Origin of the sequence: Streptomyces viridosporus (genome assembly GCF_002078235.1) — a bacterium.
GTDB lineage: Bacteria > Actinomycetota > Actinomycetes > Streptomycetales > Streptomycetaceae > Streptomyces > Streptomyces viridosporus.
Genome location: NZ_MSGP01000179.1, coordinates 1 through 13,189, shown reverse-complemented (window position 1 = coordinate 13,189; position 13,189 = coordinate 1). Strand labels below are relative to the sequence as shown.

General features: G+C 72.7%; 14 protein-coding genes, 1 tRNA gene and 1 pseudogene. 4 read left to right on the top strand and 12 right to left on the bottom strand.

Annotation, left to right across the window (positions count from 1 at the left end):
- Both B7L92_RS13645 and B7L92_RS13640 read left to right on the top strand, forming a co-directional pair.
- The coding region (locus B7L92_RS13645) for an amidohydrolase family protein (RefSeq protein WP_368656248.1) at positions 1–547 on the top strand (547 nt) is incomplete at its 5' end.
- Positions 548–686: 139 nt separating this feature from the next.
- Positions 687–1,343, top strand: a complete 657-nt coding sequence (locus B7L92_RS13640) for an NAD(P)H-binding protein (RefSeq protein ID WP_081237670.1) — start codon at positions 687–689, stop codon at positions 1,341–1,343.
- Positions 1,344–1,374: 31 nt separating this feature from the next.
- Here the strand turns inward: B7L92_RS13640 and B7L92_RS13635 are convergent, their stop codons facing one another.
- Both B7L92_RS13635 and B7L92_RS13630 read right to left on the bottom strand, forming a co-directional pair.
- Positions 1,375–1,587, bottom strand: a complete 213-nt coding sequence (locus tag B7L92_RS13635; protein WP_081237669.1) for a hypothetical protein — start codon at positions 1,585–1,587, stop codon at positions 1,375–1,377.
- A gap of 141 nt (positions 1,588–1,728) precedes the next feature.
- Positions 1,729–1,810 (bottom strand) — tRNA-Tyr (locus B7L92_RS13630).
- Positions 1,811–2,047: 237 nt separating this feature from the next.
- Between B7L92_RS13630 and B7L92_RS13625 the strand changes: the two genes are divergently transcribed.
- Complete coding sequence (locus B7L92_RS13625; RefSeq protein ID WP_016825034.1) at positions 2,048–2,536, top strand: YajQ family cyclic di-GMP-binding protein; 489 nt, start codon at positions 2,048–2,050, stop codon at positions 2,534–2,536.
- 129 nt (positions 2,537–2,665) lie between these two features.
- Here the strand turns inward: B7L92_RS13625 and B7L92_RS13620 are convergent, their stop codons facing one another.
- Positions 2,666–2,932 (bottom strand): GlsB/YeaQ/YmgE family stress response membrane protein, encoded by a 267-nt coding sequence (locus B7L92_RS13620; protein ID WP_081237668.1) that lies wholly within the window; start codon positions 2,930–2,932, stop codon positions 2,666–2,668.
- A 241-nt stretch (positions 2,933–3,173) separates the two neighbouring features.
- On the opposite strand from B7L92_RS13620, the gene B7L92_RS13615 reads away from it, so the two are divergent.
- Positions 3,174–4,454, top strand: a complete 1,281-nt coding sequence (locus B7L92_RS13615; RefSeq protein ID WP_081237667.1) for an APC family permease — start codon at positions 3,174–3,176, stop codon at positions 4,452–4,454.
- Positions 4,455–4,563: 109 nt separating this feature from the next.
- Here B7L92_RS13615 and B7L92_RS13610 read toward each other — a convergent pair whose 3' ends face one another.
- From B7L92_RS13610 to B7L92_RS13570, 9 genes and pseudogenes are all read right to left on the bottom strand, one after another.
- A complete protein-coding gene (locus B7L92_RS13610) occupies positions 4,564–5,130 on the bottom strand; it encodes an SMI1/KNR4 family protein (protein ID WP_081237666.1) in 567 nt (188 codons plus the stop codon).
- Positions 5,131–5,241: 111 nt separating this feature from the next.
- Positions 5,242–5,637 (bottom strand): YccF domain-containing protein, encoded by a 396-nt coding sequence (locus B7L92_RS13605; RefSeq protein ID WP_004984581.1) that lies wholly within the window; start codon positions 5,635–5,637, stop codon positions 5,242–5,244.
- Entirely contained in the window at positions 5,634–6,497 is an 864-nt protein-coding gene (gene htpX / locus B7L92_RS13600; RefSeq protein ID WP_081237665.1) for a zinc metalloprotease HtpX, read from the bottom strand. Before htpX ends, B7L92_RS13605 begins: the two co-directional genes overlap by 4 nt.
- 247 nt (positions 6,498–6,744) lie before the next feature.
- Positions 6,745–8,244: an NADH-quinone oxidoreductase subunit N gene (locus tag B7L92_RS13595; RefSeq protein ID WP_081237664.1), complete on the bottom strand. Its 1,500-nt coding sequence runs from the start codon at positions 8,242–8,244 to the stop codon at positions 6,745–6,747.
- Positions 8,241–9,815, bottom strand: coding sequence for a complex I subunit 4 family protein (locus tag B7L92_RS13590; RefSeq protein ID WP_081237663.1), 1,575 nt, complete (start codon positions 9,813–9,815; stop codon positions 8,241–8,243). Before B7L92_RS13590 ends, B7L92_RS13595 begins: the two co-directional genes overlap by 4 nt.
- 6 nt (positions 9,816–9,821) lie before the next feature.
- Positions 9,822–11,816 (bottom strand): NADH-quinone oxidoreductase subunit 5 family protein, encoded by a 1,995-nt coding sequence (locus B7L92_RS13585; protein WP_081237662.1) that lies wholly within the window; start codon positions 11,814–11,816, stop codon positions 9,822–9,824.
- Positions 11,813–12,214 carry an NADH-quinone oxidoreductase subunit NuoK gene (gene nuoK, locus B7L92_RS13580; protein ID WP_004984589.1) on the bottom strand — a complete coding sequence of 134 codons (402 nt, stop codon included), beginning with the start codon at positions 12,212–12,214 and terminating at the stop codon, positions 11,813–11,815. Before nuoK ends, B7L92_RS13585 begins: the two co-directional genes overlap by 4 nt.
- Complete coding sequence (locus tag B7L92_RS13575) at positions 12,214–12,969, bottom strand: NADH-quinone oxidoreductase subunit J family protein (protein WP_081237661.1); 756 nt, start codon at positions 12,967–12,969, stop codon at positions 12,214–12,216. The genes nuoK and B7L92_RS13575 overlap by 1 nt, the downstream gene beginning before the upstream one ends.
- Positions 12,966–13,189, bottom strand: a pseudogene (locus tag B7L92_RS13570) (NADH-quinone oxidoreductase subunit I); the annotation flags it as partial. The pseudogene B7L92_RS13570 and the gene B7L92_RS13575, both read right to left, overlap by 4 nt.

Genomic DNA, 13,189 nt, shown 5'->3' with positions numbered 1-13,189 from the left:
GCCGGGAGTGGCCCTGGGGCCGTGCGGCGGCCTCGCCCGGTTTCCCGCCGAGGTCGCCGCACGGACCGCGGACCGGCTCGCGGCGAACGGGGTGACGGTGGTGTGCCTTCCGCAGGGCGGCTGCGGCGACGCCGAGCGCCGGGGCACGCCTCCGGTGCGGCTGCTGCGTTCGGCGGGCGTGCGGGTGGCCGCCGGGAGCGGCGCCCTGCGGGACGTGTCGAACCCCGTGGGCCGCGGCGATCCGCTGGAGGCGGCGTACCTGCTGGCCTCATGCCACGGGCTGCCCGCCGAGGACGCCTACGACGCGGTGAGCGCGTCCGCGCGGGCCGCCCTGGGCCTGCCCGAGGTGCGCGTGGAGGCGGGTTTTCCGGCCGAACTGCTGGCCGTGCGCGGCGATCGGCTCTCCACGGCGCTGTCGCTGGCGTACAGCCGTGTCGTGGTGCATCGGGGGCGTGTGGTGGCGCGGACGAGTGCGGTGCGGGAGTACTGCGGTTCGGCGGCGGAGGAGCTGGGGTTGCCGCGGCAGGGGCGGAGCGAGGCGCCCTGAGACGGCCGCCGGCCGGTCGGCCGGGGCGAGGGCGCCAATGTGCGGGGAGCGTGCGGAACCGGGGAAGGCCGTCCGGCGAACCGCCGGGGTCGTGGGAGTCGTGCGGCGGATGCGGCCGTCCCGGCGTACGGTCGAAGGCATGCGCATTGTCATCGCTGGTGGTCATGGTCAGATCGCGCTACGCCTCGAACGGCTGCTCGCGGCGCGCGGGGACGAGGTGGCGGGGATCATCCGCAAGCCCGAACAGGCCGACGAGCTGCGGCAGCTGGGCGCCGAACCGATCGTGCTCGATCTGGAGTCGGCCTCGGTGGAGGAGGTCGCGGAGCGGCTGGCGGGCGCGGACGCGGCGGTGTTCGCCGCGGGAGCGGGTCCGGGCAGCGGGGCGGAACGCAAGGAGACGGTGGACAAGGCGGCGGCGATCCTCTTCGCCGACGCGGCGGTCCGCGCGGGCGTACGGCGCTTCGTGGTCGTGTCCTCCATGGACGCGGACCCGGCGCACGAGGGGGACGAGGTCTTCGACGTCTACCTGCGTGCCAAGGGCGAGGCGGACGCGTACGTCCGCGGCCTGGACGCGTTGGACTGGACGATCCTGCGCCCCGGCCGGCTCACCGACGACGCCGGCACCGGCCTGGTCCGTCTGGAGGCCCACACGGGCCGCGGCCCGATCCCGCGCGACGACGTGGCCGCCGTCCTGGCGGAGCTGGTGGACACCCCCGCGACGGCCGGCCTGACCCTGGAGCTGATCAGCGGGCCCGCGCCGGTGTCGGTGGCGGTGAAGTCGGTGGCGGGCAACTGAGGGGGACTCCGGCGGGCCGGCCGCAACGGCGTCAGAAGAGGGGCATCTGCCCCGGGAACTCCGGTACCGCGTAGCCGTCCAGCGAGGGCTGCTCCGCACCCGGCAGGGCCCGCCGGCGCGACCCCGGGCACGAGGTCAGCTCGCCGCTCCCCCGCGCGCCGGGCGGGTCGTGGCGCGCGTACCGCCCGGCGACGACGGCGATCTCGCGGCGGCACTCGGGGCAGGATCTGCGACGGGGCGACATGGGGCCAGTGTGCCCCGGGGCCGTGCCCGCGGACACGAAGCGACCACCAAGCGGCCACCAAGCGTCCGTGAAGAGAGGGCACGCACGAAGAAGCCCCCTCCGCCCTGCGTTTCCGCAGGAGGGAGGGGGCTTTCCCCAGTGTGGCGGCGCCAGGATTCGAACCTGGGAAGGCTGAGCCGGCAGATTTACAGTCTGCTCCCTTTGGCCGCTCGGGCACACCGCCGGGGTAGCTGCCCGGAACCGCCTTCTCGGCTGCGCTCCCTGGCAACGACGTAAACAATACCCGATGGACAGGGATGCTTCGCCACCCATATTGATCACCGCCCGAACTCCGGGGGGTGGCTAGGCTTGTCCGGATGCGGCCCGGGACCGATGCCGGGCTCGGTGGCCGCCCCACGTACGCCGGTACGCATCCGGTTCGCAGCCCGATACGTGCCCCCGATACAAGGAGCCACAGGACATGGCCGACTCCAGTTTCGACATCGTCTCGAAGGTCGAGCGGCAGGAGGTCGACAACGCCCTCAACCAGGCCGCCAAGGAGATTTCGCAGCGCTACGACTTCAAGGGCGTGGGCGCCTCGATCTCGTGGTCCGGGGAGAAGATCCTCATGGAGGCGAACTCCGAGGACCGGGTGAAGGCCGTCCTCGACGTCTTCCAGTCCAAGCTGATCAAGCGCGGTATCTCCCTGAAGGCCCTGGACGCGGGCGAACCTCAGCTCTCGGGCAAGGAGTACAAGATCTTCGCGTCGATCCAGGAGGGCATCTCCCAGGAGAACGCGAAGAAGGTGGCGAAGATCATCCGGGATGAGGGCCCGAAGGGCGTGAAGGCCCAGGTGCAGGGCGAGGAGCTGCGGGTCAGCTCCAAGAGCCGTGACGACCTGCAGGCCGTCATCGCCCTGCTGAAGGGCAAGGACTTCGACTTCGCCCTGCAGTTCGTGAACTACCGGTAGGCCCCGCACGGCCGAGGGCCGGTGACGTCCGCGGACCGCACGGACACGGGAAGGACGGGAAGGGCGGGAAGGGTGGGTGCCCCGGGGCGCCCACCCTTCCCGCCCGTCGGCTGCGGTCGCGGGGCGCGGTCAGTCGCGCGAGTGGCCGAACAGGAGGCGGTAGGCGATCAGGAGGACCAGCGAGCCGCCGATCGCGGCGACCCAGGTGGTGCCGTCGTAGAAGTCCTTGGTGACCGGATGGTCGAGCCAACGGGCCGATATCCAGCCCCCGATGAACGCGCCGGTGATACCGATCAGGGTCGTGCCGATGAGCCCGCCCGGATCGCGGCCCGGCAGCAGGAACTTCGCGATCGCTCCGGCCAACAGTCCCAGGATGATCCAGCTGATGATCGTCATGCTCTGACCCTGCCCCTTCGTACCGCCCCCGCACCGTCCACGATGCGGTGAATATCGCTCCGGTCCCGGCCCGGCGGACCGTTCCGGCGCCTCGTGCGCCGTGTGCTGTGACTTTCCCGTGCTTCGCCGCCCCGGCCGCCCGTCGCCCGGCCGTTCGCCGCGCTGCCGTCCGTCGTCCGGTCCTTCGCCGACGGACCCTGTTGTTCGCCCTGTCTTGGTGTGGAGGACACCCGGAGCACGGATGGCGGTTTCACCGCTCAGTAAGGTGCGGCTCGTGGCAACGCCCTCCGGTTCTGAACTCCGCCGCACGCTCGGTGTCGGCGACGCCGTGGTCATCGGTCTCGGCTCGATGGTGGGAGCCGGTGTCTTCGCCGCGCCGGCGCCCGCCGCGCAGGCAGCCGGTTCCGGGCTGCTCCTCGGGCTCGCGGTCGCCGCCGTGGTCGCCTACTGCAACGCCACGTCGTCGGCCCGTCTCGCCGCCCTGTATCCGGCCTCGGGCGGCACGTACGTCTACGGGCGCGAGCGGCTCGGGGAGTTCTGGGGGTATCTCGCGGGCTGGGCGTTCGTGGTCGGGAAGACGGCTTCCTGCGCGGCGATGGCCCTCACCGTGGGCGCGTACGTCTGGCCGGAACAGGCGCACGCCGTGGCGGTCGCCGCCGTCGTGGCGCTGACCGCGGTGAACTACGGCGGTGTCCGGAAGTCCGCGTGGCTGACGCGGGTGATCGTGGCCGTGGTCCTGGCCGTCCTCGCTTCCGTGGTGGTCGTGTCCCTGGCTTCCGGGGAGGCCGATCCCGGGCGCCTGGGCATCGAGGTGCCGAACGGGGCCGGCGGGGTGCTTCAGGCAGCCGGTCTGCTGTTCTTCGCCTTCGCCGGGTACGCCCGGATCGCGACCCTCGGCGAGGAGGTCCGGGATCCGGCGCGCACCATTCCCCGCGCGATCCCGCTGGCCCTGGGCATCGCACTGGTCGTGTACGCGGCTGTCGTCGTGGCTGTCCTTTCGGTGCTGGGGGCGCAGGGGCTGGGCGACGCCACCGCGCCGCTCGCCGATGCGGTGCGGGCCGCCGGCGTTCCCGGGCTGGCGCCCGTGGTGCGGGTGGGTGCGGCCGTCGCCGCGCTGGGTTCGCTGCTCGCCCTGATCCTGGGGGTCTCCCGGACGACCCTGGCCATGGCCCGGGACCGGCATCTTCCGGGCGCTCTGGCCGCCGTGCATCCGCGGTTCCGGGTGCCGCACCGGGCGGAGCTGGTCGTGGGCGCGGTGGTCGCCGTGCTGGCCGCCACGGTGGACGTGCGGGGCGCGATCGGCTTCTCCTCCTTCGGGGTGCTGACGTATTACGCGGTGGCCAACGCGTCGGCCTGGACGCTCCGTTCGGGGCCGGCGGCGCGGGTGGTGCCGGCGCTGGGGCTCGCCGGGTGCCTGGTGCTGGCGTTCTCGCTGCCGGGGCTCTCGGTGGCGATGGGCGCGGGCGTGCTGGCGGTGGGCGTGCTGGCCTACGGGGTGCGCCGGTCGAGGGCCGGCCGCTAGCCGTGCCGGGTGCCCGGCGGCCCGTGTTCTCCGGTCCCGCGCCGGCGGACCGTACCGGAACCGGTCGGGGCCGTCGTGGTGCGTCCCGCCCGACGGCGGCCGGTTCCGCTCAGGACGACCGCGGCGGCTTCACCCGTACGCGGGCGTCGGTCCACGGGACCAGGTCCACGTCCTCGTTGCCCTCCTCGTACCAGCCCGTGCCCTCGACCCAGGAGCGCAGCCAGTCCTCGAGGCTCGGCGCGTCGACGTACCGCGCGGGGGCCGGGTCGCCCGGGTCGGGTTCGAAGAGGACGACGGTGGCCGGGGGGGAGCGGCAGTCCACACAGGCGTACATCCCGCAGCCCCAGCCGGATATCGGGAGGACGCCCTCGGGCCACGGCCGGTCGGGGTCCTCGCGGCCGCTCTCGCGACGGGCGAGGTACTGGGCCACGGCGGCGGGTTCGCCCGAGGACGGGCCGTCCAGGAGGGGCAGCAGACCGTACTCGGGGCCGAAGCCGCCGTCCGCTGTCCGCGGGTAGAGCTCGGCGAGCAGCGGCGGCAACCCGAAACCCAGGGCGGCTTCGGCGCGGGCCGGTGCGGTCGCGTGGACGGGCTCGGGCGGGGACGGCCGTCCCCGGGGGCGGACGGTGCGGGCCTTGTCCGCCACCCGTGCCAGCAACTGCTCGTGTTCGGTCATGGATTCAGCATGCGGGCCATCACTGACAGTCGGGCGGGCCTGTGGACAACCCCTGGACTGTGGACAACGTGCGGGGCGCGGCGCGTCCTCGACGGGGTCGCCCCCCGGTTCTCACCAGCGCGCTGCGAACTGCTGGTCCGTCCGCACGATCTCGCGGCCCATCGGGAGCAGGGAGACCGGGATCAGCTTGAAGTTCGCGATGCCGAGCGGGATTCCGATGATGGTCACGCACAGGGCGAGGCCGGTGACGATGTGGCCGATCGCCAGCCACCAGCCCGCGAGGATCAGCCACAGCACGTTGCCGATGAAGGAGGCGGCACCCGCGTCGCGGCGCTCGACCGCGGTGTACCCGAAGGGCCACAGGGCGTAGACGCCGATGCGGAAGGCGGCGATGCCGAAGGGGATGCCGATGATCGTGACGCACAGCAGCACGCCCGCGAGCAGGTAGCCGAGGAACAGCCAGAAGCCGCTGAGGACGAGCCATATGACGTTCAGGATGGTCTTCACGGAAGGCGACCTGCCATCTTCTCGAGTCGGGCAATGCGTTCCGCCATCGGCGGGTGTGTGGAGAACATCTTCGAGAACCCCTGTCCGGGCCGAAAGGGGTTGGCGATCATCATGTGGCTGGCCGTTTCGAGGCGGGGCTCGGGGGGCAGCGGGAGTTGCTTGGTCCCCCGTTCCAACTTGCGCAGGGCGCTCGCGAGGGCGAGCGGGTCGCCGGTGAGCTGGGCACCGGAGGCGTCCGCCTCGTACTCCCGGGAGCGGCTGATGGCCAGCTGGATGAGGGACGCGGCGATCGGGCCGAGGATCATGATCATCAGCATGCCGAGGAGGCCGGGGCCGTCGTCGTCGTCGGAGCGGCCGATCGGGATCAGCCAGGCGAAGTTGACCAGGAACATGATCACGGAGGCGAGGGCGCCGGCGACCGAGGAGATCAGGATGTCGCGGTTGTAGACGTGGCTGAGCTCGTGGCCGATGACGCCGCGCAGCTCGCGCTCGTCCAGCAGACGCAGGATGCCCTCGGTGCAGCACACGGCGGCGTTGCGCGGGTTGCGGCCGGTGGCGAAGGCGTTGGGTGCCTCCGTCGGGGAGATGTACAGGCGGGGCATGGGCTGACGGGCCTGGTTGGAGAGCTCCCGGACCATGCGGTACAGCCCTGGGGCCTCGAATTCGCTCACCGGGCGGGCACGCATCGCGCGCAGGGCCAGCTTGTCGCTGTTCCAGTACGCGTACGCGTTGGTGCCGAGGGCGACCAGGACGGCGATGACGAGCCCCGTGCGGCCGAAGAAGCTGCCGATGACGATGATGAGTGCGGACAGCCCCCCGAGGAGGATTGCGGTCCTGAGCCCGTTGTGCCGGCGGTGCACGGTACGCCCTCCAAGTCGTGCGGCAGGGGAACCCTTGCTTGCTGATCTTCCTTCTGACCTGCGCTGCCACTGGCGTCGTGGTGTCACGTCCAGTGGACCCTCCCGTACCGGTCAACGCCAGGCGAGAGGTGCTAGTTCCCTTGTGCGTGCGGTGGCGCGTGTCAACCGTCCGGGTGACGGCGGCCCCGGGCGGCACGCGCGTGGGGGCCCGGGTGCCCCGTGCGCACGTGCGGATGCGGCCCGGCGCTCAGAACAGTCCGGTGTCGGTGAAGCGGAGGACCAGCTGCGGCGCGCCGGACAGGACGATGCCCAGGACGCCGGTCAGGGCGATCGCGGCGGTGAGGGGGGCGGGGAGACGGTGCTTCACCGGTTCGCCCTCGGGGGCGCGGAACAGCAGGGCCGTCCACTGGAGGTAGTAGACCAGCGCGATGACGACGTTGACGGCCATGACGACGGCGAGCCAGCCGAGTCCGGCGTCGACGGCCGCGGAGAAGACGGTGACCTTGGCGAAGAGGCCGATGATGCCCGGCGGGAGTCCGGCGAGGCAGAGCAGGAAGAAGCCCAGGAGGAGCGCGGTGAGCGGACTGGCGGCGTACAGGCCCCGGTAGTCGGCGACGCGGTTGAGGCGGTGGGTGCGGCCCACGAGGGCGGCCACGGCGAAGGCGCCCAGGTTCACGGCGGCGTACATGAGCGCGTAGGCCAGGGTGGAGCCGATCGCCTTGTCGGCGTCGTCGGTGTACGCGGCGGCGGCGATCGGGACGAGGAGGTAGCCGGCCTGCCCGACGGAGGACCAGGCGAGCAGGCGTACCGCGCTGTACGCGCGCGCGGCCTGCTGCCTGAGGGCGCCGACGTTGCCGACGGTCATGGTGAGGGCGGCCAGCACGGCGAGTGCGGGGCCCCAGACGTCGGCGTACGACGGGAGGGCGACGACCGTGACGAGGATCAGGCCGGAGAAGCCGACCGCCTTGCCGATGACGGACAGGTAGGCGGCGATCGGCAGGGGGGCGCCCACGTAGGTGTCGGGCACCCAGAAGTGGAAGGGGACGGCGGCCGTCTTGAAGGCGAAGCCGACGAGGGTGAGGACGACCCCGGTCTGGGCGAGGGTGTGGAGCTGTCCGTCGACGTTCTGGATGCGCTCGGCGACCCGGGTGAGGTGGAGGGTGCCGGTGGCGGCGTAGACGAAGCTGATGCCCAGCAGGCTGACCGCGGTGGCGGTGACCGAGGACAGGAAGAACTTCAGGGCCGCTTCGGAGGACCTGCGGTCGCCCCGGCGGAGGCCGACCAGGGCGAAGGCGGGCAGGGAGGCGACCTCCAGGGCGACGACGAGGGTCGCGAGGTCGCGGGAGGCGGGCAGGAGGGCGGCGCCGGCCGTGGAGGAGAGGAACAGGAACCAGTACTCCCCCTCGGGGAGCCGCTTGCCGGCGTCCTTCAGGGCGGTGACGGACAGCAGGGCGGCCAGGAGGGCGCCGCCGAGCACCAGGAACTGGATGACGAGGGTGAAGCGGTCGGCGGTGTAGCTGCACACGCCGGTGTCGCCGACCAGGCAGAAGGTGCTGCGGTCGGCGCCGAGGAGGGGCAGCAGCATGAGCGCGGCGACGGCGAGTCCGGCCACCGAGAACCAGCCCAGCAGGGGTTTCCTGGTCTCGCCGACGAACAGGTCGGCGACGAGGACGACCACTCCGACGACCGCCGCGATGGTGGGCGGCGCGATGGCCAGCCAGTCGACGGACTGGACGAGGGAGCTCATCGGGTGCCTCCTGCGAGGAGCTGCTGCACGGCCGGGTCGGTGAGTCCGAGGAGGGTCCTGGGCCACAGCCCGGCGACGACGGTGAGGACGACGAGCGGGGTCCAGGCCGCGAACTCGTGGCCGCGTACGTCGGTGAGTTCCGGGGCTTCCCGCGGGGCGGCGCCCATGCAGACCCGGCGGACCACGATCAGCAGGTAGGCGGCGGTCAGCAGGGTGCCGAAGGCGCCGATCGCCATGAAGGTGAGGAAGGCGGGGCGGCTGAGGCCCTCGGCGGGGTCGAAGGCGCCGAACAGCGCGAGCATCTCGCCCCAGAACCCGGCCAGGCCGGGCAGGCCCAGGGAGGCGACGGCGCCGAAGGCGAGCAGTCCGCCGAGGCGCGGGGCCTTCCCGTACAGGGCGGCGCCCGTCTCCTGGGCCAGGGTGTCGAGGTCGGTGCTGCCGGTGCGGTCCTTGAGGGCTCCGACCAGGAAGAACAGCAGGCCGGTGATGAGGCCGTGGGCGATGTTGGCGAACAGGGCGCCGTTGACGCCGGTCGGGGTCATGGTCGCCACGCCGAGGAGGACGAAGCCCATGTGGCCGACGGAGGAGTAGGCGATGAGGCGCTTGAGGTCGCCCTTCGCGCCCCGCTTGGCGAGGGCCAGGCAGGCGAGGGACCCGTAGATGATGCCGACGACGGCGAAGGCGGCGAGGTAGGGCGCGAAGGTGCGGAACCCGTCCGGTGCGGCGGGGAGCAGGATGCGGACGAACCCGTACGTGCCCATCTTCAGCAGGACGCCGGCCAGCAGCACCGAGCCGACGGTCGGCGCGGCGGTGTGGGCGTCGGGCAGCCAGCTGTGCAGCGGCCACATCGGGGTCTTGACCGCGAGCCCGAGCCCGATCGCCAGAACGGCGGTGACCTGCACGGACGTGGTCAGCGACCGGCCGTTGTCAGTGGCGAGTGCCACCATGTCGAACGTGCCCGCCCCGAGACCGATCAGGAGCAGGCCGAGCAGCATGACCACGGAGCCGAGCAGCGTGTAGAGGATGAACTTCCAGGCGGCCTCGGCCCGGCCCTCGCCGCCCCAGCGGGCGATGAGGAAGTACATCGGGATGAGGACCGTCTCGAAGGCGAGGAAGAACAGGACCAGGTCGAGGACGGCGAAGGTCGCGAGGGTGCCGGACTCGAGGACGAGCAGCAGGGCCACGAAGGCCTTCGGGGAGGGGCCCGCGGGCGGCTTGAAGTACGAGTGGAGCGCGCTGAGGAAGGTCAGCAGGGCGGTCAGGACCAGAAGGGGGAGGGAGATGCCGTCGGTGCCGAGGTGGATCCGCACGTCGAGTGCGGGGATCCAGCTGATGTCGGTCGTGGCCTGCATCTTCGACGGCTGGTCGTGGTCGAAGCCGAGCGCGAGGACGAGCGCCGCGAGGAGGACCGCGCCGGTGACGGTCACGCCGTGCCGGAGCACGGCCTGCTCGGGTGACTTCCCCTTCAGTCCGGGCGGGGCCGGCAGGAGGGCGGTGGCGGCGCCGAGGAGCGGGCCGACGACGAGGAACGCCAGAAGGAACTGCATCACGGACTCGTTGATATCGATCACGCCTGCTCACGCTCCCGTGGCGACGAGGACGGCGGCGACCGCGAGGACGACGGTGCCGGCGAGCAGCACGCTCACATAGGTCTGCAGATTGCCGGTCTGGGCCCGTCGGACGGCGGTGCCCAGCCAGCGGGGCAGCGTTCCCGCGCCGCGTACGTAGGTGTCGACGACCTCGCGGTCGAGGAACCGGACGAGACGCGCGCCGGCCCGGACCGGGCGGACGAAGAGGGCCGTGTACACGGCGTCGAGGTGGAAGCCGGCGGCCGCGTGACGGTGCAGCGGGCCGAGCAGCAGCCGCCCCGGGTCCGACGGGTCGGGCGCGTACGCGATGTCTCCGTAGGCGGGTTCGTGGCCGGCGATGGCCTCCGCCTCGACCCGCCCGGCACCGCCCTCGGGGTGGGCGGCGACGGCGCCGAGGGGGGTGCGCGCGGCGTACGCGGTGGTGTGCCGCCAGGTGGCGTAGGTGACGATGCCGCCGACCAGGGCCACGCCCGTGCCGAGCACGGAGGTGGTGAGCGTCGGGGTCAGGTCGTGGCCGTCGAACCAGTCGGGCAGGACGCGGAACGCGAATCCGCCGAAGGCCAGGGACGGGACGGCGAGCACCCACAGCACCGCGGTCATCGTCAGCGGCTGCCTGCCGTGGTCGGGGGCCTCGGGGCCGTGGCCGCGGAAGGCCAGCAGCCACAGGCGCGTCGCGTACGCCGCGGTGAGCAGGGCCGTGAGCAGGCCGGCGAGGAGGACGATCCAGCCCGCCGCGGCGGGAGCGTGCTCGGTGTGGCCGGTGACGACGTGTTCGGCGACCCCGAGGACGGCCTCCTTGGAGAAGAAGCCGCTGAACGGCGGGATCGCGGCGAGCGCGAGCAGCGCCACGGTCATCGTCCAGTAGGCGTCGGGAACGCGGTCGCGCAGGTGGCTCATGCGGGACATGGCGGCCAGCGAGTTGGTGCCGGCGGCGTGGATGATCACGCCGGCGGCGAGGAACAGCAGCGCCTTGAAGGCGCCGTGGGACAGGAGGTGGAAGACGGCGGCCCCACGGTCGGCGACGGCGAGGGCGCCGGTCATGTAGCCGAGCTGGCTGATCGTCGAGTAGGCGAGGACGCGCTTGATGTCGTCCTGGGCGAGCGCGGCGAGCGCGGAGCCGGCCATGGTCACGGCGGCCATGACGGCGAGGACGGTCATCGCGGCCCGGGAGGCCTCGAAGAGCGGGAGGAGCCGGGCGACGAAGTAGACACCGGCGGCGACCATCGTCGCGGCGTGGATCAGCGCGGAGACGGGCGTCGGGCCGGCCATCGCGTCGGGGAGCCAGGTGTGCAGCGGGAACTGCGCCGACTTGCCGGCCACGCCCGCCAGGAGCAGCAGGGCGATCAGCGTGGGGTGCTCGATGCCGCCGCCCGCGACGGCGTCGAGGATCCGGGTGATGCGGAAGGACCCGGCTTCGGTGGCGAGGGCGAACAGGCCGATGAGGAAGGGGACGTCGCCGAGCTTGGTGACCAGGAAGGCCTTGAGGGAGGCGGCGCGGGCCTGAGGGGTCTCCCAGTAGTGGCCGACGAGGAAGTAGGAGCAGATGCCCATGACTTCCCAGCCGACCAGCAGCACCATCAGGTCGCCGGAGTAGACGACCAGGAGCATCGCGGAGGTGAACAGCGAGACGAGGGCGGCGTAGGAGGGGTAGCGCGGGTCGTCACGCAGGTAGCCCGTCGAGTAGATCTGCACGCAGGCGGCGACGACGGTGACCAGGACGGCGGTGAGGGCGGCGAAGCCGTCGATGTACAGGGCGAGTTCGATGGGGACCGAGCCGGTGGGGGTGAGCTCGGTGGCGGCGTCGACGGCCCGGCCGCCGCCCTGGCGCGCGGCGACCACGGCGGCCAGCACCAGGGAGGCGAGCGTCGGCAGGACGGCGAGCGGGCGGACGAAGCCGGGGGCCGTGCGGCCCAGGAGCAGCCCGGCGAGAGCGCCGAGGAACGGAAGGAGGGGGACGAGGACGGCGAGAGTGGTGGTGGTCACGCGGTGGCCTCGGCATTCTCGGCTGCCGCCCTGGGCGCGGAGGCGTCGTGGTCGGGGGCGTCCGGGCCGTCGGGTTCGTGGCCCTCGGCGGTGTCGCGGAGCCTGTCGATGTCCGAGGTGCCGCGGTTGCGGTACACGGCGAGGACGATCGCCAGGCCGATGCCGATCTCGGCGGCGGCGATGGCGATGGTGAACAGGGTCAGGGCCTGGCCGGAGTGCAGCGTCTCCTCGGCGGCCCGGCTGAGCCAGACGTCGAAGGCGACCAGATTCAGGTTGACGGCGTTGAGCATCAGCTCGACCGACATCAGGACCAGGATCGCGTTGCGGCGGGCGAGGACGCCGTACAGCCCGGTGCAGAACAGGAGGGCGGACAGCACGGCGGGATAGGCGAGGTGCATCAGCGGCTCCCTTCCGTGTCGCTCCCGGCGTCCGCCGCTCCGGACGCGCTCGGGCCGGTGACCGGGGCGGAGGCCGGACCGGTGGCCGGATCGGTGACCGGGGCCGTGGTCGGCGGAGCGACGGCCGGCGGGGACCCGGCCGGCGGGGTGCCTGTCGCTGCTGCGGTCGCGGCGTCGGCCGTCGCCTTGCGGGACAGGACGATCGCGCCGACGAGGGCGGCGAGGAGGAGGACGGAGAGCGCCTCGAAGGGGAGGACCCAGTGCTGGAAGAGGCTCGCGCCGGTCACGTCGGTGGAGCCGGCGGGCGCGCCGTCCAGGTCGATCCAGGTGGTGCGGAAGGCGTCGACGACGACCCAGACCAGGGCCGCCGCGGCGGCGACCGCCACGGCGAGGGCGACCCAGCGGTTGCCGGAGTCGGCGTCCGGGGAGCGGCCGATGGGGGCCCGGGTGAGCATCAGACCGAACAGGAGGAGCACGATCACGGAACCGACGTAGATGAGCACCTGCACCCAGGCGATGAACTCGGCTGTGAGCAGGAGGTATTCGACGGCGAGGCCCCCGAGGGTCACCACCAGCCACAGGGCGGCGTGCACCAGCTGTTTCGTGGTGACGGTGACGACGGCGGCGCCGAAGGTGACCAGGCCGACGAGGAGGAAGGCGATCTCCACTCCGGTCGGGGAGAGGAAGCCCCGGGAATCGGCCGCCAGGTCCGTGGTGCCGGCCGCGAGGCCGGCGAGGGTCGCTGCGAGGGTCATTCCCCGCCCTCCTGCCGTGGCCGGTCCGTCTGCTGCTGCGATTCGCCCGCCGGGCGCGCGGGGGACTCGGCGGCGCGGGCCTGTTCGTCGGCGTGCGACTCGGTGCCCGCCGGGGGCGCCGGGGGCGGGGTCGCCTCCGCGGCCTGGGCGGCCGCCAGCTTCTCGGCGGTCTTGCGGGCGGCGGCGAGCTCCTTGGGCTCCTCGGCGCCGCCCGCAAGAC